The organism is Nonomuraea sp. NPDC051191, assembly GCF_044455665.1.
In the GTDB taxonomy this organism is placed as follows: Bacteria; Actinomycetota; Actinomycetes; order Streptosporangiales; family Streptosporangiaceae; genus Nonomuraea.
In genome coordinates, this window is record NZ_JBITEZ010000008.1 from 163,090 (window position 1) to 182,113 (window position 19,024).

The 19,024-nt window shown below is 71.6% G+C and carries 18 protein-coding genes; 12 read left to right on the forward strand and 6 right to left on the reverse strand.

What is annotated here, in order from left to right; all coding sequences use genetic code 11:
* Positions 1-90: 90 nt before the first annotated feature.
* Complete coding sequence (locus tag ACIA8R_RS24235; RefSeq protein WP_397040488.1) at positions 91-1,842, reverse strand: acetyl/propionyl/methylcrotonyl-CoA carboxylase subunit alpha; 1,752 nt, start codon at positions 1,840-1,842, stop codon at positions 91-93.
* A gap of 27 nt (positions 1,843-1,869) precedes the next feature.
* The gene (locus tag ACIA8R_RS24240; RefSeq protein WP_397040490.1) at positions 1,870-2,589 is read right to left on the reverse strand and encodes an SDR family NAD(P)-dependent oxidoreductase; all 720 of its coding nucleotides are present in this window, start codon (positions 2,587-2,589) and stop codon (positions 1,870-1,872) included.
* Positions 2,590-2,712: 123 nt separating this feature from the next.
* On the opposite strand from ACIA8R_RS24240, the gene ACIA8R_RS24245 reads away from it, so the two are divergent.
* The 3 genes from ACIA8R_RS24245 to ACIA8R_RS24255 all read left to right on the forward strand — a co-directional run bounded on the left by ACIA8R_RS24245 (position 2,713) and on the right by ACIA8R_RS24255 (position 6,667).
* Complete coding sequence (locus ACIA8R_RS24245; protein WP_397040492.1) at positions 2,713-2,985, forward strand: WXG100 family type VII secretion target; 273 nt, start codon at positions 2,713-2,715, stop codon at positions 2,983-2,985.
* A gap of 90 nt (positions 2,986-3,075) precedes the next feature.
* A complete protein-coding gene (locus ACIA8R_RS24250; RefSeq protein ID WP_364086224.1) occupies positions 3,076-4,224 on the forward strand; it encodes a S8 family serine peptidase in 1,149 nt (382 codons plus the stop codon).
* A 91-nt stretch (positions 4,225-4,315) separates the two neighbouring features.
* Positions 4,316-6,667 (forward strand): protein kinase, encoded by a 2,352-nt coding sequence (locus ACIA8R_RS24255; RefSeq protein WP_397040494.1) that lies wholly within the window; start codon positions 4,316-4,318, stop codon positions 6,665-6,667.
* A gap of 3 nt (positions 6,668-6,670) precedes the next feature.
* Here the strand turns inward: ACIA8R_RS24255 and ACIA8R_RS24260 are convergent, their stop codons facing one another.
* The 3 genes from ACIA8R_RS24260 to eccCa are packed head-to-tail and all read right to left on the reverse strand — an operon-like array spanning position 6,671 to position 12,023.
* Positions 6,671-7,753 carry a transglycosylase SLT domain-containing protein gene (locus ACIA8R_RS24260; protein ID WP_364086228.1) on the reverse strand — a complete coding sequence of 361 codons (1,083 nt, stop codon included), beginning with the start codon at positions 7,751-7,753 and terminating at the stop codon, positions 6,671-6,673.
* Entirely contained in the window at positions 7,750-8,034 is a 285-nt protein-coding gene (locus ACIA8R_RS24265) for a hypothetical protein (RefSeq protein WP_364086230.1), read from the reverse strand. The genes ACIA8R_RS24260 and ACIA8R_RS24265 overlap by 4 nt, the downstream gene beginning before the upstream one ends.
* Positions 8,034-12,023 (reverse strand): type VII secretion protein EccCa, encoded by a 3,990-nt coding sequence (gene eccCa, locus ACIA8R_RS24270; protein WP_397040497.1) that lies wholly within the window; start codon positions 12,021-12,023, stop codon positions 8,034-8,036. The genes ACIA8R_RS24265 and eccCa overlap by 1 nt, the downstream gene beginning before the upstream one ends.
* Positions 12,024-12,125: 102 nt before the next feature.
* Here eccCa and eccD point away from each other — a divergent pair, with 102 nt between their 5' ends.
* A complete protein-coding gene (gene eccD, locus ACIA8R_RS24275) occupies positions 12,126-13,562 on the forward strand; it encodes a type VII secretion integral membrane protein EccD (RefSeq protein WP_364086234.1) in 1,437 nt (478 codons plus the stop codon).
* Positions 13,563-13,590: 28 nt separating this feature from the next.
* Here eccD and ACIA8R_RS24280 read toward each other — a convergent pair whose 3' ends face one another.
* Complete coding sequence (locus tag ACIA8R_RS24280) at positions 13,591-14,019, reverse strand: YbaB/EbfC family nucleoid-associated protein (RefSeq protein WP_397040499.1); 429 nt, start codon at positions 14,017-14,019, stop codon at positions 13,591-13,593.
* A gap of 125 nt (positions 14,020-14,144) precedes the next feature.
* On the opposite strand from ACIA8R_RS24280, the gene ACIA8R_RS24285 reads away from it, so the two are divergent.
* The 8 genes from ACIA8R_RS24285 to ACIA8R_RS24320 all read left to right on the forward strand — a co-directional run bounded on the left by ACIA8R_RS24285 (position 14,145) and on the right by ACIA8R_RS24320 (position 19,022).
* A complete protein-coding gene (locus tag ACIA8R_RS24285) occupies positions 14,145-14,459 on the forward strand; it encodes a hypothetical protein (RefSeq protein WP_357702509.1) in 315 nt (104 codons plus the stop codon).
* Complete coding sequence (locus ACIA8R_RS24290) at positions 14,456-15,370, forward strand: hypothetical protein (protein WP_357702511.1); 915 nt, start codon at positions 14,456-14,458, stop codon at positions 15,368-15,370. Before ACIA8R_RS24285 ends, ACIA8R_RS24290 begins: the two co-directional genes overlap by 4 nt.
* Before the next feature lie 46 nt (positions 15,371-15,416).
* Complete coding sequence (locus ACIA8R_RS24295; RefSeq protein WP_364086240.1) at positions 15,417-15,860, forward strand: YbaB/EbfC family DNA-binding protein; 444 nt, start codon at positions 15,417-15,419, stop codon at positions 15,858-15,860.
* Between the two features lie 126 nt (positions 15,861-15,986).
* The gene (locus tag ACIA8R_RS24300) at positions 15,987-16,313 is read left to right on the forward strand and encodes a WXG100 family type VII secretion target (protein WP_364086242.1); all 327 of its coding nucleotides are present in this window, start codon (positions 15,987-15,989) and stop codon (positions 16,311-16,313) included.
* 13 nt (positions 16,314-16,326) lie between these two features.
* The gene (locus tag ACIA8R_RS24305; RefSeq protein ID WP_364086244.1) at positions 16,327-16,641 is read left to right on the forward strand and encodes a WXG100 family type VII secretion target; all 315 of its coding nucleotides are present in this window, start codon (positions 16,327-16,329) and stop codon (positions 16,639-16,641) included.
* Between the two features lie 52 nt (positions 16,642-16,693).
* Complete coding sequence (locus ACIA8R_RS24310; protein ID WP_364086248.1) at positions 16,694-17,098, forward strand: hypothetical protein; 405 nt, start codon at positions 16,694-16,696, stop codon at positions 17,096-17,098.
* A gap of 9 nt (positions 17,099-17,107) precedes the next feature.
* On the forward strand, positions 17,108-18,553 hold the full coding sequence (locus ACIA8R_RS24315) for a hypothetical protein (RefSeq protein ID WP_397040503.1): 1,446 nt from the start codon (positions 17,108-17,110) through the stop codon (positions 18,551-18,553).
* Positions 18,554-18,563: 10 nt separating this feature from the next.
* Positions 18,564-19,022, forward strand: coding sequence for a hypothetical protein (locus tag ACIA8R_RS24320; RefSeq protein ID WP_357702523.1), 459 nt, complete (start codon positions 18,564-18,566; stop codon positions 19,020-19,022).
* The last annotated feature ends 2 nt before the right edge of the window (positions 19,023-19,024 follow it).

The window sequence follows — 19,024 nt, forward strand, 5'->3', positions numbered from 1 at the left end:
TTCGCCCATGAGGACGAACGGGCGGTCGGCAAAGTTCCTCACTGGGCACGTTACCTGCCCGCGACGGCGCGGAAGCACGGGGGAGCGGGCTCAGGCGTCCTTGATCTCGCAGATCGTGGCGCCCGAGGTGACGGTCTGGCCGACGGCGGCCGACAGGCCCGTGACCGTGCCCGACTTGTGGGCGGTCAGCGGCTGCTCCATCTTCATGGCCTCCAGCACCACGACCGTGTCGCCCTCGCCGACCACGTCGCCGTCGTTCGCCACGACCTTGACGATCGTGCCCTGCATCGGGCTGACCAGCGCGTCGCCGCCCGCGGAGGCGTGCTTCCGCGGGCCGCCGGCGCGACGCGGCGCCTTGCCCGCGGCGGGCGCGGGGCCCGCCATGCCGAGCCCGGCCGGGAGCACCACCTCAAGGCGCTTGCCGCCGACCTCGACCGTCACCGTCTCGCGCACCGCCGGGGCGGACGGAGCCGCGGCGACCTCGCCCGCGTACGGCTCGACCGGGTTGTCCCACTCGGTCTCGATCCACCGGGTGTGCACGGCGAACGGCTCGGACGTGAACGCCGGATCGGTCACGACCGCCCGGTGGAAGGGCAGCACGGTCGGCATGCCGTCGATCTCGAACTCGGCCAGCGCCCGCCGGGCCCGGTCGAGGGCCTCGCGGCGGGTGCGGCCGGTCACGATCAGCTTGGCCACCAGCGAGTCGAACGTCTGCGGCACCGTCATCCCGGCCTCGTAGCCCGAGTCGAGGCGCACGCCGGGCCCGGACGGGGTGCGCATGGCGGTCAGCGTGCCGGGGGCGGGCAGGAAGTTGCGCCCGGCGTCCTCGGCGTTGATGCGGAACTCGATCGAGTGGCCGCGCAGGGCCGGGTCGTCGTAGCCCAGGAGCTCGCCGTCGGCGATCCTGAACATCTCGCGCACCAGGTCGACGCCCGCGACCTCCTCGCTCACCGGGTGCTCGACCTGGAGGCGGGTGTTGACCTCCAGGAAGGAGATCGTGCCGTCCTGGCCGACGAGGAACTCGCAGGTGCCGGCGCCGACGTAGCCGGCCTCCTTCAGGATGGCCTTGGAGCTGGTGTAGAGGAGGTCGATCTGCTCCGGCGACAGGAACGGCGCGGGGGCCTCCTCGACGAGCTTCTGGTGGCGGCGCTGGAGCGAGCAGTCGCGGGTGCTGACCACGACCACGTTGCCCTCGCGGTCGGCCAGGCACTGGGTCTCGACGTGCCGGGGGCGGTCGAGGTAGCGCTCGACGAAGCACTCGCCCCGGCCGAAGGCGGCCACCGCCTCGCGGACGGCGGACTCGTACAGCTCGGCGACCTCTTCCAGCCTGCGCGCGACCTTGATGCCGCGCCCGCCGCCGCCGTACGCGGCCTTGATCGCGATCGGCAGGCCGTGCTGCTCGGCGAACGCCACGACCTCCTCCGCGCCGGAGACCGGGTCCTTGGTGCCGGCCACCAGCGGCGCGCCGACCTTCTGCGCGATGTGCCTGGCCTGCACCTTGTCGCCCAGCGCGGCGATGGCGGCCGGGGGCGGGCCGATCCAGATCAGGCCGGCGTCGATGACGGCCTGGGCGAAGGCGGCGTTCTCGGCCAGGAAGCCGTAGCCGGGATGCACGGCGTCGGCGCCGGAGCGCGCGGCGACGTCGAGCAGCTTGGCGATGTCGAGGTAGGTCTCGGCGGGGGACTGCCCGCCCAGCGCGTACGCCTCGTCAGCCGCCCTGACGTGCAGGGCGTCGATGTCTTGGTCGGCGTAGACGGCCACGCTGCCGATCCCCGCGTCCGTGCACGCGCGGGCCACCCGTACGGCGATCTCGCCGCGATTGGCGATCAGAACCTTCCGCACCGACCTTCGTCCCTTCCTCGTGAGTGCTCAGCGGCCGAGGTACGCGCCGCCGTTGAGATGCAGCACCTGCCCCGTCATGTGCCCGGCTCCCGCGGATGCCAGAAAGAGAACGGTATCGGCCACGTCAGAGGGGGTGCCAGGGCGCCCGTTGCGCGTTTTCTGCACGCGGGCCTTGACGCCCTCCTCCGTGAGCCTGCCGCGGAAGAACTCGGTCTCCATCACCAGCCCGGGAGCCACCACGTTGGCGGTGACGCCCCGGGTGCCCAGCTCGGCGGCCAGGTCGGCGGTCCAGGACTCGACGGCGGCCTTCGCGGCCCCGTACGAGCCGGACCCGGTGCCGCGCGCGGCGATCGAGCCGATGGAGATGATCCGGCCGCCCTCGCCCATGCGCGGCGCGAGCGCGGTCGTGACCAGGACGGCGGACAGCAGGTTGGCGTTGAGGTTGGCCCACCACGCCTCGGCGACGTCCGCCAGGTCGCCGGACTGCCCGCGGTCCAGATCGGTGTTGCCCCCGGCGTTGTTCACCAGGACGTCGACGTGCGCGGGCAGGCTGTCGAGCGCGCCCTGCACGGCGGCGGGGCTCGCGGCGTCGAACGGCACGTACGCCGCCCCCAGCCGCCCGGCCGCCGCCTTCAGCACCTGCTCGCGCCGGCCGGTGATCGTGACATGGTCGCCGAGGGAGACGAACGCCTCGGCGACGGCATAGCCGATCCCGGTGCCGCCACCCGTCACCACGACCTCGCGCATGAATGAATCACTCCTTTGATCCGAATAATCCTCTGGACGACCATAGCCGCTCGGCATAACGGGGGCGATGGGCGGTGGCCCGCTTTAAGGTGAGGGCGCTTTCAACAGTCCCAGGAGGTATGCATGAGCCAGAGTATGCTCGGCGGCAACCCCATTGAAATGCAGCAGATGGCGAGCCAGTTCACCCAGCAGGCCGAGGCGCTCCAGAACGTGTCGGCGGCGCTCGACCGCGAGGCGGCCAAGGTGGGCACCGCGTGGACGGGCGACGGGGCCAAGCGGTTCGGCGAGGCCTGGCAGCAGTACCGCACGGCTTTCCAGCGCATGACCGCTGAGTTGCAGGAGGCTTCGCGGGTGATCAACACGTATCGGCAGAACATCGAGTCCGCCACGCAATGAGCACGGACGGGGGCCCTGGCCGGGCGCCGGGGCTTCTTCCGTCCTGAGGGGAGCGTTCCTCCCGGATCGGGCAGGCTACGCTCTTTCTTCATGATTGGTCGCGCCTTGGCGGCGAGCGTGCTCGCCCTGCAGTTCGCGGCGGCGCCGGCGCAGGCCGCGCCCGAGCGGTGCACGCCCAAGAAGGCCACCATGGCGATCGCCGAGAGCTGGGCGCAGCGGCGGCTCAACGTGCAGCGGGTGTGGCCGCTGACCACGGGCCGGGGCGTCACGGTCGCCGTCATCGACAGCGGCGTGGACGAGACGCACCCGCAGATCCGCCTGAGCGGCAAGGCCGACCTCACCAACACGGGCTTTCGCGACTGCGTCGGCCACGGCACGGCGGTCGCCGGGATCATCGCCGGCCAGCCGCGCAAGGACGTGCCCTTCCACGGCGTCGCCCCCGGGGTCAGGCTGCTGTCGATCAAGCAGGTCAACGGCGACAGAGGCGACGTGGGCCTGCTGGCCAAGGCCATCAAGACGGCCGTGGACGAGCGCGCCACCGTCATCAACCTCTCGATCGACGCCCCCGACACGGCCGACCTGAGGGCGGCCGTCGCCTACGCGCTGGAGCGGGACGTGGTGATCGTCGCCGCCGCCGGCAACCTGACCAAGGAGGACGGCACGTCGGCCCCCTCCTATCCCGCCGCCTACGACGGGGTGCTGTCGGTGGGCTCGGCGACCCCGGACGGGGGGCGTTCGACGTTCTCCAACCCCAACGCGGTCGCCGTGCTCGGCCCGGGGGAGGGGATCAGCTCGACCTGGCCGCTCAAGGGCTACCAGTCCGCCCTGAAGGGCACCAGCTACGCCGCTCCCTACGTGGCGGGCGTGGTCGCGCTCGTCCGGTCCCGCCATCCCGGGCTGACGCAGCTCCAGGTGCGCAGGCGCATCACGATGACCGCCGACGGCGCGTCGGGGACGGGCACCGGCGCCGGCATGGTGAACCCGCTGCTCGCGGTGACGGCGGTCCTGCCGTCGGAGCAGGTGGCCGTGGCGCCGCCGGTGCCGCCGCCGCTGCCCGCGACCGTGGTGCGCAAGGCCGTGCCGCCGGACCAGCGGTCGATGGAGGTCGCGACGGTGGTCGCGGTGGGCGGATTGTCGCTGGCCGGGGTCGTGATGGCGGCCTGGGTGGTCGTGCCCATGGGACGCAGGCGGCGCTGGCGGCCCGGCTCGCCGCCGGATCTTGGGCGAATTGACGGTTAACTGTAAGAACGAGCGACCGAAACTGCTGATGCTTATGGGGCTTATTTGGTTAAATGTCTCTCGATCATGACAGACTCCTGAAAGGACGGTCATGGTGGAGAAGGACTCCCCCCAGGCGCCTGTACCGGAGCGCTTCGGCGACCACGACATTGTGAGCCAGTTGGGGCAGGGCCCGCGTGGCGCCGTTCATCTGGGCAAGGAGTCCGAGGACGCCGATCCGGTCGCGATCAAGACGCTGACCGTCGACCCGGCGACCGACCCGGACTTCGTGACCCGGCTCAAGGACGTCGCCCGCGTGTCCAGCTCGTACGTGGCCCGCACGCTCGACGCCGGCGTCCAGGACGGCCGGCTCTACGTCGTACGTGAGCACGTCGAAGGACGTTCGCTGGCCGAGACCGTCGCCGAGGACGGCCCGCTGACCGGTGACGCGCTCGAACGCGTGGCGGTCGGCATGCTCACCGCGCTCACCGCGGTGCACCTGGCCGGGTTCGCGCACCGCGGGCTCACCCCGAACAACGTGATCCTCACCGGCGAGGGTCTGCGCGTCACCGACATCGAGATCGGCGACCCGGCCGGCGAGATCGGCTACCGCGCCCCCGAACAGCTCAACGGCCTCCAGTACGGGCCCTACGCCGACGTCTTCGCCTGGGCGGCGACCGTGGTGTTCGCGGCCACCGGCTCCGCGCCGTTCGGCCAGGACGCGCACGCCGTCCTCACGGACGAGCCCGTGGTGGACGGGCTGCCGGACCCGCTGCGGCAGACCGTGCTCGCGGCGCTGTCCAAGGACGTGTCCGGACGGCCCACGACGTACACGGCGCTGCTGCGGCTGCTGGGGGACGACAAGGCCCCCATGCCGGCCGCGCCGATCGACGGCGTGCCCGTCCAGCTGCCGTCCGACCCGGCGGCCCTGGTCACCCTGATCGACGGCCAGTACCCGATGCCGGGTCAGCCTCCGGTGCCGGGTCAGTCTCCGGTGCCGGGGCAGCCGCCCGTGCCGGGCCGGCCTCCGGTGCTGCCCCTGGCCATCGAGGGCGCGCCGGCCCCGTACGGCCCGGTGCCCCCGCAGCCCGCACCCCCGGGATTCCTGCCGGAGGGCGCGATCCCGCCGGGCGCGTTCCCGCACGACCCGATGCAGCAGGGCCCGATCCCGCCCGGCGCACTGCCTCCCGTCCCGATGGGGCAGGACCCGATGCAGGCCGGTCCGATGCAGGCCGGTTCGATGCAGGCTGGTCCGATGCAGCACCTTCCCGCGCACGAGGAGCCGGTGCAGGGGGTGCCGGTGCAGTACCCGCCGGTGCCCGTGCAGGCCGCGTGGGGACCGCCGCCCGGACCGCAGAACCCGCCCGTGGAGCCGGGCCGGCCCGTCGCGGCGGGCGCCGCCGGCGCCGCCCCGGCACGCAAGCCGTTCCCGATCGGCCTGGCGGCCGGCGTGATGGCGGTCGTGCTGCTGTCGGCCCTCGGCCTGTGGGGCGCGAGCCGCTACTCCTCCAACGTCACCTTCGAGCCCGCCGCCGCGGCGGCCTCCGCCTCGGCCAGCTCGGGCGCGGCAGCCGCCCAGCAGGCCATGACCGCCGCGCCCACGCAGCCCCAGCCCGAGGTCACCGCCCCCTGGGCGACCACGCCGTCCCCGGACGACGACGGCGTGGGCCCGCTGGTGCTGCCGGACGACGACGACTCCACGGACACCCGCCAGGTGCCGGTGCTGACCTCGGTGCCGACGCCGACGGTGACCCAGCAGATGGTGGTCCCGACGGTCCAGCAGCCGACGGCCCAGCCGACCGCGCAGGCGAAGAAGACCGACAAGGAGCCCGAGCCGACGGCCACGGTCACCAGGACGGTCACGCCGACCCCGTCCGAGACGCCCACCCAGAAGCCGACGGAGAAGCCCACCGAGGAGCCGACCCCGAAGCCCACGGAGAAGCCGACGCAGAAGCCGACGGAGTCGCCCACCCCGACGCCCACGCCGACCTCGACTCCGACGCCGACGCCGACGCCGACGCAGAAGCCGACCGAGACGCAGAAGCCGACCGAGAAGCCCACCCAGGCTCCTGAGCCCACCACCCAGAAGCCCACCCAGGCGCCGGAGCCCACCAAGACCTCCGAGCCCCCGGCCAAGCCGAACCCCTACACGGCGACGCAGGTGTGCGGGTCCGGTTTCGTGGTCCAGCGGTCGACCCCGTTCAGCGGCGGCACGACGTACCAGCTCTACAACAGCAGCACGGGCCAGAACTGCGTGGTCACCCTCAAGTCCGGCGCCGACGTCGGCAAGGCGAGCCCCGTCAGCGCGACCCTGGAGGTTCAGGGCGGCCCGAGCAGCACCGACAGCGGCAACTACGAGTACTACGCGGGCCCGGTCAAGCTTCCGGCCAAGGGCAAGTGCGTGCGGTACTCGGGCAGCGCGGGCTCCGTCAAGGGCGGCGCCGACTGGGCCAACTGCGGCTAGGGCTCAGTATCCGCGGTAGCCGGATCCGGTCTTCGTCCCGACGACCCCCGGCACCGCGGACACACTGCCGTAGCGATCGATCGAGTAGCGCACGCCGGCGATGATGTTGTCCACCGGGTTGTAGATGTTCCGGTGGCCGTCCATAGCGTGGGCGTTGAAGGTCGGGTCGATCGTCTGCATGAGCCCCTTGGAGGGGTGCCCGGCCGCGGCGTTGGAGTCCCACAGGTTGATCGCGTGCGGGTTCCCGCCGGACTCGTGCTGGATGATCATCCAGATGTCGTTGACGTTCATCTTGTCGGCCGGGTAGCCGTTCGCCTTGAGGATGGCGACGGCCTCCTCGATCCACTCCTTCACCTTGCCCGAGGGCGCCGGCCCGCCGCCCGCGGCGGGCGGCGGGCCGCTGGAGCCGTAGCCGCCGATGATGGGGCTGCCGCCGCTGCCCGAATAGGGCGAGGTGTAGCTCTGGGTACGCCGCCAGTCCAGCCGATGATCGGCGTCCGGCACGAACCTGTGCTCGCCCTCCTGCTCGCCCGCCGCCTTGATCTTGGCGAAGGTCATCTTGCGCTCGGCCAGCGCGGTGTCGATGGCCTTCTTGGCGTCGGAGACGGCGGTCTTGGCGTCCTTGACCGGCTGCCCGGCGTTCTCGGTCTCCTCGCGCACCAGGCGGCCGATCTCGGCGTTCAGGTCCTCCGGCTTGGCGTCGGGGTTGGCGTCCTTGTAGGTCTGCACGCGGGTGAGCAGGCGGTCGCAGATGCCGTCCACCTGGCGCTGTGAGCTCTCCAGCGCGTCGGCGGCGGCGTCGAGCGCGTCCGCGCAGGCGTCGAACGCGTCGTGCAGGCCCTGGCCGGCCCTGCCGTAGTCCCACATGTAACGGACGAACGCGTCCGCCGAGGCGCCCTCCCAGGCCAGGTCCACGGTGGTGACGGCGCTGCCGAGCTCGCCCGCTCCGGCGAGCACCTCGCCCGCGGCCGTACGCCAGCGCGCGGCGATGCCCCGGATCGAGCTCGGGTTGCCGGTCACCTGCTCGGCCAGCGCGGCCAGAGTGGGACCGCCGGGCAGGCTGTTGATCGCCTCCGGTGCGCTCATGACGGGTCGTTCGCCTTCCGCACGTTGCTCTCCACCAGGTCCAGGGCCCGCTCGACGCTCTGGACGAGGCTCTTGGCCTTGCCGCACTCGCTGTCGGCGACGCCCTCCACCCGGCCCACGGCGGTCGCGAGGGCCGAGGAGTCGGCCAGCTTGCCGAAGATCGAGGAGTCGACGGCCGTGGCGGGGAAGCCGTCGGCCAGGTCGCCGAACTTGTTCGCCACGGCATGGGCCGCGATGCGGCAGTCGTCCAGGGCGTCGAAGTGGATGTCGAGTCCTGCCATCACTCCTCCTCCGGGGGCGGCCAGAACGCCGTCTGCGCCAGCCGCGAGCCGAACCTTCTGTCCACCACGAAGCCGCGTCCCGGAGGCTGCGGCTGGGCGCGTACGTTGCCGAACAGGAAGCCCTCGTCCCTGCTGCCGGACAGGATCACCGCGGGGCTGGCCATGTCCTTGATGCGCTGGATCACCGGGTCGAACATGGCCCGGCCCAGGCCGCCCATGGCCCGCGACATGATCAGGTGCAGTCCGATGTCCCGGGCCTGCGGCAGCAGCTCGACCAGCGGCAGCAGCGGGTTGTTGGACGTGGCCACCAGGTCGTAGTCGTCGACCACGATGTACAGGTCGGAGCCCTTCCACCAGTCGCGGGCGCGCAGCTGCTCGGGCGTGAGGTTCGCCGGCGGCAGGCGCTTGAGCAGGGCGTTGCGGGCGTCGTTGACCAGTTCGAGCGCGGCGGCGCTGGAGGCGGCGTAGCCGATGCGGTTCTCGCTGACCGCCGTGTCCAGCAGCGACCGGCGGTAGTCGATCACGATCATCATGGCCTCGCGCGGCGTGTGCCGGGCGACGACGTTCTCGGCGATCACCTTGAGCATGTTGGACTTGCCGCTCTCGGTGTCGCCGACCACGATGAAGTGCGGGTCGGCGTCGAAGTCGATCAGCACGGGCGCGAGCGCGGCCTCGTCCACGCCGATCGCGATCCGCTCCTTGCCGGTCTCCTCCACGCCCGGCAGCGACGCGGCGGGCAGCACCGACGGCAGCAGCCTGACCTGCTTGGCGGGCGGCCCCTGCCAGGAGTCGCCGATCGCCTGCACCAGGCCCTGGAGCCCGGTGGCCAGGTCGTCGGAGTCCTGCACGCCGTCGATCCTGGGCAGGGCGCCGAGGAAGTGCAGGCCGTCCTTGGTCAGGCCGCGTCCGGGCACGCCTTCCGGCACGGCCAGGGACTTCTTCCTGTTGATCTCGGACTCGTAGGCGTCGCCGAGCTTGAGCTCCACCCGCGTGCCGAACAGGTCACGGATGCCCGGCCGGAACTCCGACCACTTGCCGGTGGCCGCCACCACGTGGATGCCGTAGCCGAGGCCGCGCGCCGCCAGGTCGGTGATCACCGGTTCCAGGGTCTCGAAGTCCTGCCGGATCGTCAGCCAGCCGTCCACGACGAGGAAGATGTCGCCCCAGCCGTCGCCCTGGAGGGAGCCGTCGGCCACCCGCTTGCGGTAGGTGCCCATGGAGTCGACGCCGTTCTCGGTGAACTCGCGTTCCCGGTCGCGCAGGATCAAGGCGATCTCGGCGACCGTGCGGCGCACCCGGTCGGCGTCGAGCCTGGAGGCCACGCCGCCGACGTGCGGCAGCCCCTCCAGTGAGGACAGCGCGCCGCCGCCGAAGTCCAGGCAGTAGAACTGCACCTCGGCGGGCGTGTGCGTGAGCGCCATGCTGGTGATCAGTGTGCGCAGGATCGTGCTCTTGCCGCTCTGCGGGCCGCCCGCCACGCCCACGTGCCCGGCCGCGCCGGACAGGTCCAGCCAGTACGGGTCCCGCCGCTGCTCGAACGGCCGGTCGATGAGCCCCACGACGGCCTGCAGCCGGCCGCGTCCCGGCCAGCCGGCGGTGGACAGCCCCAGCTCGGGCGTGACCGACAGCGGCGGCAGCAGGTGCGCCAGCGTGGGCGGCTCGGCCAGCGGCGGCAGCCAGATGCGGTGCGCGGCCGGCCCCTGGCCCACCAGGCGGCCGACCACGATGTCCAGGAGGCTCTGCTGCGCCTTGTTGCTCTCCTCCTGCGCCGCGGGGTCCTCGGGCTGCTCGTCGACCATCGGGACGGGCACGAAGTCGGGGCCGTACTCGACGATCTCCCTGACCGTCACCGAGCCGTCGTGGGTGGCGACGTGCCGCAGGTCGACATGGTGGGGGCCCGACACGTACGCGGCCTTGAAGCGGGTCATGCCGGTGGTGTCGAACTTCAGGTACCCGTTGCCCGGCGCGGACGGCAGCTCGTACGCGTCGGCCACGCCCAGCACGACCCGGCTCTCCATGGCCGAGAACGTCCGCAGGCCGATCCGGTACGAAAGGTGCGTGTCGAGGCCGCGCAGCCGTCCCTCCTCCAGCCGCTGTGAGGCCAGCAGCAGGTGCACGCCGAGCGAACGCCCGAGCCGGCCGATCATCACGAACAGGTCGATGAACTCGGGCTTGGCCGTCAGCAGCTCGCTGAACTCGTCCAGGATGACGAACAGCGTGGGCAGCGGGCGCAGGTTGGCGCCCTGCTCGCGGGCCTTCTCGTAGTCGCGCAGGGAGGCGTAGTTGCCGGCCGCGCGCAGCAGCTCCTGGCGGCGCACCATCTCGCCGTGCAGGGCGTCGTGCATGCGGTCCACGAGCGGCAGCTCGTCCTCCAGGTTCGTGATGACCGCGGAGACGTGCGAGAGGCCGTCCAGGCCGAGGAAGGTCGCGCCGCCCTTGAAGTCGACGAGCACGAAGTTGAGGATCTCCGAGGAGTGCGTGACCGCGAGCCCGAGCACCAGCGTGCGCAGCAGCTCGCTCTTGCCCGAGCCGGTCGCGCCGATGACCAGGCCGTGCGGGCCCATGCCGCCCTGCGCCGACTCCTTGATGTCCAGCTCGACCAGCCGGCCGTCGGCGCCGAGCCCGATCGGCACCCGCAGCCGGTTGCGGCCCGCGCGCGGACGCCAGGTCACCGACGGCTCCAGCCGGGTCGGGTCGCCGACGCCGAGCAGCTCGGTCAGGGTCGTGTTCACCGCCAGCACGTCCTGGGCGTCGCCGCCCTTGGCCGAGGACGCGCGCAGCGGCGCGAGCTGGCGGGCCAGCCCCTCGGCGCGCAGGTAGTCCAGCGAGTCGGGGTCGCCGAGCCGGTTGGTGTTCTCGCGGCCCGCGTGGTCCAGCTTGACCATGTGGAAGCCGGCGGCGTCGATGCGCAGCCGCAGCGTGCTGCGTTCCTCGACGGTGCCGGCCGAGTTCGTCAGGTCGATCACGGTCACGCCGTCGATGGCGTCCGCGCCGAGCTGCGAGTCCTGCGGCACGTGGCCGCCGTCCAGGATGAGCACGTGGTACGGCAGCGCGTCCGGCGAGGCGCCCGGCTTGAACCGGGCCCGTTCCTTCAGCTCGCCGCCCACCAGGCGGTCGAGCTGGGCCAGGTTCTCGGCCATGAGCCTGACCTGGCCGGCGCCGTCGGTCTCCTCGGGGTGCAGCGCGTGCGGCAGCCACTTGACCCATTCCCAGTGGCTCATCCACTCCTTGCTCGCGCACACCATGATCCGCATGTCGTCGGGGGAGTGGAAGACGGCCATCTGCGCGATCATGGCCCGGACCAGGTCGCGGACCAGGGCGGGGTCGCCGTCCAGCTTGATGCGGGCGAAGGAGTGCAGCGCGACGGCGACCGGGAGGCGTTCGACGGTCGAGTGGGTGCGGATGAAGCGGCGCAGCGCGCCGGCCGACAGGGCGTCCAGGTCCTCGACCGGCTTGGAGTCCGGGGGGATGAGCTGGACGGCCAGCTTCTGGATGCCGGTGCCGAGCCGTACCGTGCTGAAGTCCTCGTCGCGGGGGCGGCGCTCCCACAGGCGCGGGCCCATCGCGGTCCACCAGAGCGTGTCGGGGGACGGGCCGCTCCACTCCAGGGCCTCGCGCTGCTGGATGGCGGCCTTGCGCACCTTCTTGCGGATCTGCGCCAGGTAGCGGAAGTAGTCGCGCCGGGCGCCGTTGAGCCGCTGTTTGCGCTCGCCCGCCTGGCGGCCCATCTGACCGACCGTCATGCCGACCATGGAGAACGCGAACAGGCCGCTGGCCACGTACATGATGGGGTTGGCGTTGGTGCCGCCGGCGGTGAACATCAGACCCATCGCCGCCGCGCCCGCCACCATCGGCAGGTACGTCAGCACCGCCATCATGCCTTGTGACTGGACCTCGGGGATCTCCGGTGGAGACTCCAGCAGGATCTCCCCGCGCGGAGCCTTCGGGCTGGGGCGGCGCTCCGGGCGCCGTACTACGACGATGCTCACCCTAGTGACAGGCCCTTCTGGTGCTCGGAAGAACCTTCTTACCAGATGTGCCTTACGTCCGAGTTGAGGTCTGAGTTAACACTGTCTCGCTATGTTGTGTTTGTGACATCGTTGGCCGAGATCCCGCCTCCACAGCAGGGCGCGTTGCACCAGGTGCCCGCTCCGCTCCCGCCGCTGTGCCACGTGACGGTTGTAGGGCCGCGCAGGAAGGCCGACCTGGCGCTGCCCGCCGACATCCCGCTGCCGCACGTGCTTCCCGGGCTGCTCAGGGCGATGGGCGAGCTGGGCGGCGACATCGCGACCGCGCCCGGCTGGACGCTCCAGCGCCTCGGCGGTCCCCCCTTCGACCTGGGTCAGAGCCTCGGCGCGCTGGGCGTGCTGGACGGCGAGATCCTCTACCTGCGCCCGCGCGCGGTCGCACTGCCGCCGGCCAGGTTCGACGACGTGGCCGACGTGGTCGCCACCGGCGTGCGCGAGGGCAAGGGCAAGTGGTCGGCCGACCTGACCCGCGGGATGGGCGGCGGCGCGGCCTGCGGGCTGCTCGTCGCCGGCGCGGTGGCGCTGGCGTTCGGCGGGCTCACCCCCATGGTGACCGCGATCGTGGCCGGGGCGCTCGCGCTGCTGATCATCGGCGTGGGGATGGCGATCTCGCGGGCGGTCGGCGACTCGGGCTCGGGCGCGCTGATCGGGTACGCCGCGCTGCCGTACGCGTTCCTGGCCGGGCTGCTCGCCCCCGCCGCCGGCGGCGGATTGGCCACCGTCGGCGCGCCGCAGCTCCTCGGGGCGCTGGCCTGCACCGCGCTGGTGGCCACGCTCGGCGGCACCGCGATCGCCGACGGCGTGCCGGGCTTCCTCGGCACGGCCATCGCCTCGATGGCCGGCGCGATCTGCGCAGCCGTGATCATGGTGACCGGGGCGTCGCCCGCGGGTGTGGCGGCCGTCGGCGCGGCCGTCGTGATGGCGTTCAGCCCGCTGGTGCCCGTGCTGTCGTTCCGGCTGGCCCGCGTGCCGCTGCCGTCCATGCCCACCAACGCCGAGGAACTGCGCGGCGACAACCAGCGGCTCGACAGCGCCTCGGTGCTGGAGCGCACGGGCGCGGCGCGGCGGTACGCGACCGGCATGATCGTGGGCGTCGCGCTGGTCGGGGCCGGGGCGCACGCGCTGTTCGTCGCGGACGGCCGGTGGGTCTCGGTGGCCATGTCCCTGGTGCTGGCGTTCACGCAGATCATGCGGGCCCGGGTGTTCCAGGGCGTCGGGCAGCGGTTGTGGCTGCTGCTGGTCGGGCTGACCGCGCTCGGCGCGGTGGCCGTGTCCGTCGGGATCGGCATGGGCGGCGTGGCCTCGGTGGCCGTGGTGCTCGGGCTGCTGTGGGCCGCCATGGTGGTCGTCGGCATGGGCGTGTGGCTGCCCGGCGGCAGGCCCTCGCCGTTCTGGGGGAGGGCCGCCGACATCACGGAGTGGGCGCTGATCGTCGCGCTGGTGCCGCTGGCGCTCGGGGTGCTGGAGGTCTACGCCTGGGTGCGCGGCCTGGCCGGTTAGCCGTACCGGCCTGGGAGGGGGGCGGGGCTCAGTCGTCCGACAGGACGCGGCGGCGGATGGCCTCCAGGGCCTCGAAGCGGTCGTTCAGCTCCCGCGAGAGGCCGTCCTGGAGGTCCTGGAACTGCCGGGTGACCGCCTCGGCCGACAGGCCGCCGAACGACGCGGGCGGGATCACGTCCCTGAGCCTGCGCGACTGGTCGTCCTGGGCGGCGCGGACGGCCTGGACGATCTCCTCGGTCAGCTCGTCCAGCTCCAGGCGGCTCGCCCTGGGCGCCAGCCTCAGGTCCTCCAGGCGGCCGTCGGCGTCCACGCGCGCGGTGACCGCGCCGCTGCGGCTCTCGCCCTGGCCGGTGACCAGGCTGAGCTCGTCCAGCATGCCGGCCAGGTTGCGGACCGAGCGTTCGCTCTCGCTGATCACGCGGTCGAGGTCGTCGGGGTTGAAGTCGATGGGGTCCATGGCCTGCACGCCACCGCCCGTAGGTTAACGAACGGGGAGCGGTGGTTTTCCGTCCCCTGAAGTGATCACGAAAACCGCGCTATGGGTACTGAAATAGGGGCAAACCGCCGCAACAATCGGACGTCGTGGCAACGAATCGGGAAATCCATATCACCTCGACGACCATCGGCAAGACGCGCCAACGGGTGGAGTCCGAGCTGAAGACGGGGATCGTCGGTTTCGTCAAAGGCCTGATCCCGCTCACGGCCGTGGACGGCCTGGGCTTCGGCATCCTGGGCAACATGATCATCGGCAGCACGTACGAGGCCGTCATGGACCGTGCCGACGGCCTGATGGGGGAGGCCGAGGGCGCCCTGGACGGCTGGTCCGGCGCGCTGACCGTGTGCGAGCGCAACTGGCGGGCGGCAGAGGACGCCAGCATCATCCAGTACCGCGCATGAGCGACCCCTATCTCGACGCCATCAACAAGGGCAGGGGCGCCTCGCGCGGCGGCGGCGGTTCGTCCCTGCTGAAGGCGGTCAACAAGGGCGGCTCGGTCGGCCCGCCGCGCTCGCCGTCGATCCCGCTCAACCCCGCCACCGGCAAGCTCGGCCCGGTGGGCGCCGGCTCGGCGGAGTCGCTCAGCACGCGGGTGCTGAACCTGCTGAAGCGCGCGGGCCGGTTCTCGCCGTACCTGGTGGCCGTGACCGCCATCGTGGCGGTGGGCGCGGCCGACGAGTTCGCCATGGCCGAGGCGGCCAACGTCTGGAAGTACGGCATCAGCGCCCGCCTCGACGACGGCGTGAAGAACCTCATGCCGCAGATCCTGGCCACGTCCAGGACCGGCTGGATCGCCGCCGACCAGACGGAGTTCGGCCGCGTGCAGGCGCTGTTCCACCAGGAGATCGGCGCGCTGCGCAACTCGTTCGGCGAGATCGGCGGCGTGCTGGACGAGGTGGCCGCCGGGGTGCGCAACTACTGGATGCAGATCGGCTCGACGGTCGTGACCGGGATCACGCTGCTGCTCACGGCCGTGCGGATGAAACTGGCGCCGGTCCCGCAGGTCGCGGCGGCCGGGATGATCCTGGAGCACCTCGTCGGCTCGGCGCTGATCAGCGCCGCCGCGATCATGACCGGGATGCTGGCGCAGCTGCTCAGAGGCGGCATGCAGGTGCTCGGGACGCTGATCAGGAAGCAGCACCAGTTCGGCTTCGTGCTGCCGGGGGGCGCGGCCGCCGTCGACTTCGGCCGGGCCACGATCGACGCCAAGAACCTGCCCTCCTTCCAGGAGCCCGCCGCGCCCGGGCAGTTGCCCGCCGGGTACCAGGGCTTCGACTGGGTCGTCCCTGAGGTGAGTACCACTAAGCCGTGATTGTGGTTAGATCGCCGGGATATGCCCTAGGGGAGGGATGGAGTCGATGGCGGATTTCGGGGACCTCGGTGACATCGACATGGACCGGCTCCTGAACAACATGGACGAGCAGCTCAGCAAGTCCGAGGAGCTGCAGAAGGCCATGTCCGCCCTGGTGGGCCGGGGCGAGGACGACGGACACCTGATCCTCGTCGAGTACGGCCAGGAGGGCCTGCGCACGCTGGACATCCAGCCGAAGGCGATGCGGCTGAGCGCGGTCGAGCTGTCGGAGCGGATCAAGGTGGCCGTCGATCTGGCGACCGTCGACCTCCAGCGGCAGGCCGACGCGCTCCTGACCCAGATGTTCGGCGAGAGCGGTAACCCGATGCGGATGCTGGAGAACCCCGACCAGGCGCTGCGTCAGATCCGCAAGGCGGAGGCCAGCTACGAACGGGCCTTCGAGAGCACCATGCAAGAGTTCGACAGAATCCGCCGCGAACTGGACCTGTGATTGACCAGGGCGTTTGCTGGCATGTCGAGAAGTTGTTACATCTAGGCCACTGAGTCCGCTGTTACTCATGGGACCTTTGGTGCTTATATGGGTTAGCGACCGAAATGATCGTTACGGAGGTGGCGAGTGGTTGACTTCTTTGGGGCAAGCCCGAGCCAGATCAAGGTGGCCTCTGGCCACGTGGTGGACACCGCCCAGTACATCGAGGGTCTGAGGACGGCGGTGGAGACGACCGCCAATGGCCTTCTCACGACCGGCTGGCTCGGCCCGGCGGCGGCCAGGTTCCAGAAGGCCATGACCAGCTGGGACGAATCCATGCGGGCCGTACGGACCGACCTGGAGCTCATCGCCGACAATATGGGCGTCAACGCGGTCGTCTACTCCGCGGCCGACGAGGACGTCCAGGCCGGTATGGGCCGCGTCGAGTCCCTGATCAACGTCGACATCAAGTAGGAGGGGGAACGCGGTGTCAGCTGAGCTCGACTTCACCAAAGTCAACTTTGGGCACATGGAGCTCGCCCAGGAGGACTTCATCAAGATCCTCGGTTCCTTCGAGAAGGCCACCCAGGACCTGATGACCCGGTTGCAGACCGACCTGAAAGGTCATTGGGAGGGCCCGGACGGCGCCGAGACGTGGTTCCGGGAGCGCGAGAAGAAGTGGCAGGGCGCGGCCACCCAGATGCGCGGGCAGCTGGACGAGCTGCAGAAGGCCGTCCAGATCGCCAACGAGAACTACCGCGCGGCCGAGAACCGCAACAAGTCCATCTGGTACGACGGCTGACGTTTTCGGGTCGGCCACCCCTGCGGTGGCCGAGCCTTGTGAGGGGAGGATCATGGCCGGGCTCGAACCCGAACCGTGGCCTGGGCTCGACGACACCGACGCCGAGCTCTACTACGACGTGGGCAGGATGCGCGCCATAGCCGAGGACCTGGAGATCGCTCTCGCGCTCACCCAGGGCGCCGGCGGCAACAGGGACGGCGTCACCGGCTCTGTGGAGACCCTCACCAGGTACTTCACGCTGGGCGAGGAGCACATAGGGCGGTGGCCGGCGGCCAGCGCCCTCGCGCACAGCGTGGGCAGCACCGGCGCGGACCCCGGCGGCCAGGTGTCGCTGGAGGGCCGCGGCGCGTTGCTGGCCGGCCTGTACCAGGACTACGTCGAGTGCTGCCAGAAACTGGTCAAGGCGATCAGGGACAGCGCCGACAGCTACGCCAAGACCAACCCGGGCCGAGAGTGAGCAGCAGCGTTGGCTGAGCGCAAGGTCGACATCCGTGACGAGTCCCGGCGTCCGACGACCGGGCCCGTCACCGCGTCGCGGGAACAGATCGAAGGATGGCTCAAGGCCACCTCCGCCATGGAGGTGCACGACCGGGGGCTGTCCTACAAGCAGGTAGCCAAGATCATCCGCGGGGTGGCCGAGGCGCTGCCCCAGATCGGCAAGGATCTGTCCGGCGCGTGGCGGTCGGACACGTCCGCGCAGGCGCAGCGGGCGCTGCAGCTGCTCAACGCCTCCGGCCAGGAGATCGCCGAGGCCATGGACAAGATGTCCGAGGCGCTGATCCTGTACGGGCGTGACTACCTGCCGACGGCCATCGAGGAGGTCGAGGCCGCCAAGAACGCGCAGACGGCCACCCCGAAGCCCTCGGCGGGCCCGCCGCCGAAGGCTCCGACCTCGACGCCGTCGCCGTCGTACACGCCGCCGGTGCTCGGGCCCCAGACGTCGCACAACTACCCGGAGCCCAAGCCCGGCCTCACCAAGTCGCCCACCGAGATGCAGGCCGACGTGGCCCGGCGGGCGCTGGAGAAGCTCAACAACCACATCGTCGACCTGTACGACTTCCGCATCCCGGCCAGCGTCGTCGTCGAGCTGCCCGAGGTGAAGCCGGCCGAGACGCCGGCCCCCGAACGGGACATGCCGCTCGACCAGCACACGCCGTACACGAAGGGCACGTACTGGAACGGCGGCGGTTCCGGCGACTCCGGCGGCGGCTCGAACGGCTCCGGGAGCGGCGGCGGCGCCCACGGCGGAACCGGCGGTTCCGGTGGGTCAGGCGGATCGGGCGGATCGGGCAGCGGCGGTAACGGCGGCCAGGACGGCGGCAACGGCGGCAACGGCGGTAACGGCGGCACCGACCCCCGCCCCGGGGACCAGACCCCCGGCAGCGACACCCCCGGCACGGACCGCCCGGACACCCCCGGGACGGACACCCCGGGCACCGACCCCTCGGGCGGTCAGGGCACCGGATCCGGCACCGGCGGCTCGTCCTCGACCGGCGACGGCACCACGCCCCCCGTGCTCGACAACAACACCACCGGCGACCGCGCCACCCAGCCGCAGGACGTGGACGCCCGCGACCCGCGCGCCACCGAGACGGCCGGCTACCACCCGACCATCACGCCCACCAACCCCACGCCCCCGAACCAGTCGTTCGTGACCCAGCCGACCTACCCCTCACCGGCCTCGGGGACGCCCGCGGTGATCGGCGGCCCCGGGTCGTACACCCAGGGGAGCGCACCCGCGGCGGCGGCGGCACGGGCGGGCGCGGCGGGCGGCGGCATGCCGTTCATGCCCTTCACCGGCGGCGGCGGGCAGGGCGCCGAGCAGGGACAGGTCGAGACCTCGACCCTCCTGAAGGAGGACAACGACGTGTGGAGCCACCACGAGGGCTCCATCTCACCGGTGATCGGTTAGGGAGGCGGCCATGGCGCTCGAACTGGACCCCAACTGGCCCGGGCTCGACGGGGACAAGGACAACTTGACCAACCGCACGGAGATCAAGCGCATCGCCGGCGAGGTGAACGAGCTGCTCAAGAAGCTCAAGACGCCCACGCGTCCACCGGTCACGGAGTTCCTCACCGCGCCTGGGGCCAAGGCCCCCGAGCCGCAGTTGCCCGAGGGGGCCGGCGCGCTGCCCGACCTCCAGCGGTACTGCGCGCTCAGCCAGAACCAGATGGGCGAGTGGCCCGCCGCCATGCACTTCGCGCTGGCGGTCAACTCGGCCTATTCCCAGCTGATCGGCGAGCAGGGTTCCGCCAGCGGCCTGTACGCCTCCATGGTCGAGCAGGCCGGTAGCACGGTCGAGGCGCTGCTCGACATCTCCAAGGCGTCGGACGGCGCCGAGCAGGCGACCGAGGAAGCCGCCGCGCGGCGGGAGGTCTGAGA

What these genes read in the sequence shown, in the direction of transcription:
- ACIA8R_RS24240 (WP_397040490.1), bottom strand. Translation starts at nt 2,589, where the DNA reads ATGCGCGAGGTCGTGGTGACGGGTGGCGGCACCGGGATCGGCTATGCC.
- ACIA8R_RS24245 (WP_397040492.1), top strand. Translation starts at nt 2,713, where the DNA reads ATGAGCCAGAGTATGCTCGGCGGCAACCCCATTGAAATGCAGCAGATG.
- ACIA8R_RS24250 (WP_364086224.1), top strand. Translation starts at nt 3,076, where the DNA reads ATGATTGGTCGCGCCTTGGCGGCGAGCGTGCTCGCCCTGCAGTTCGCG.
- ACIA8R_RS24255 (WP_397040494.1), top strand. Translation starts at nt 4,316, where the DNA reads ATGGTGGAGAAGGACTCCCCCCAGGCGCCTGTACCGGAGCGCTTCGGC.
- ACIA8R_RS24260 (WP_364086228.1), bottom strand. Translation starts at nt 7,753, where the DNA reads ATGAGCGCACCGGAGGCGATCAACAGCCTGCCCGGCGGTCCCACTCTG.
- ACIA8R_RS24265 (WP_364086230.1), bottom strand. Translation starts at nt 8,034, where the DNA reads ATGGCAGGACTCGACATCCACTTCGACGCCCTGGACGACTGCCGCATC.
- ACIA8R_RS24280 (WP_397040499.1), bottom strand. Translation starts at nt 14,019, where the DNA reads ATGGACCCCATCGACTTCAACCCCGACGACCTCGACCGCGTGATCAGC.
- ACIA8R_RS24290 (WP_357702511.1), top strand. Translation starts at nt 14,456, where the DNA reads ATGAGCGACCCCTATCTCGACGCCATCAACAAGGGCAGGGGCGCCTCG.
- ACIA8R_RS24295 (WP_364086240.1), top strand. Translation starts at nt 15,417, where the DNA reads ATGGCGGATTTCGGGGACCTCGGTGACATCGACATGGACCGGCTCCTG.
- ACIA8R_RS24310 (WP_364086248.1), top strand. Translation starts at nt 16,694, where the DNA reads ATGGCCGGGCTCGAACCCGAACCGTGGCCTGGGCTCGACGACACCGAC.
- ACIA8R_RS24320 (WP_357702523.1), top strand. Translation starts at nt 18,564, where the DNA reads ATGGCGCTCGAACTGGACCCCAACTGGCCCGGGCTCGACGGGGACAAG.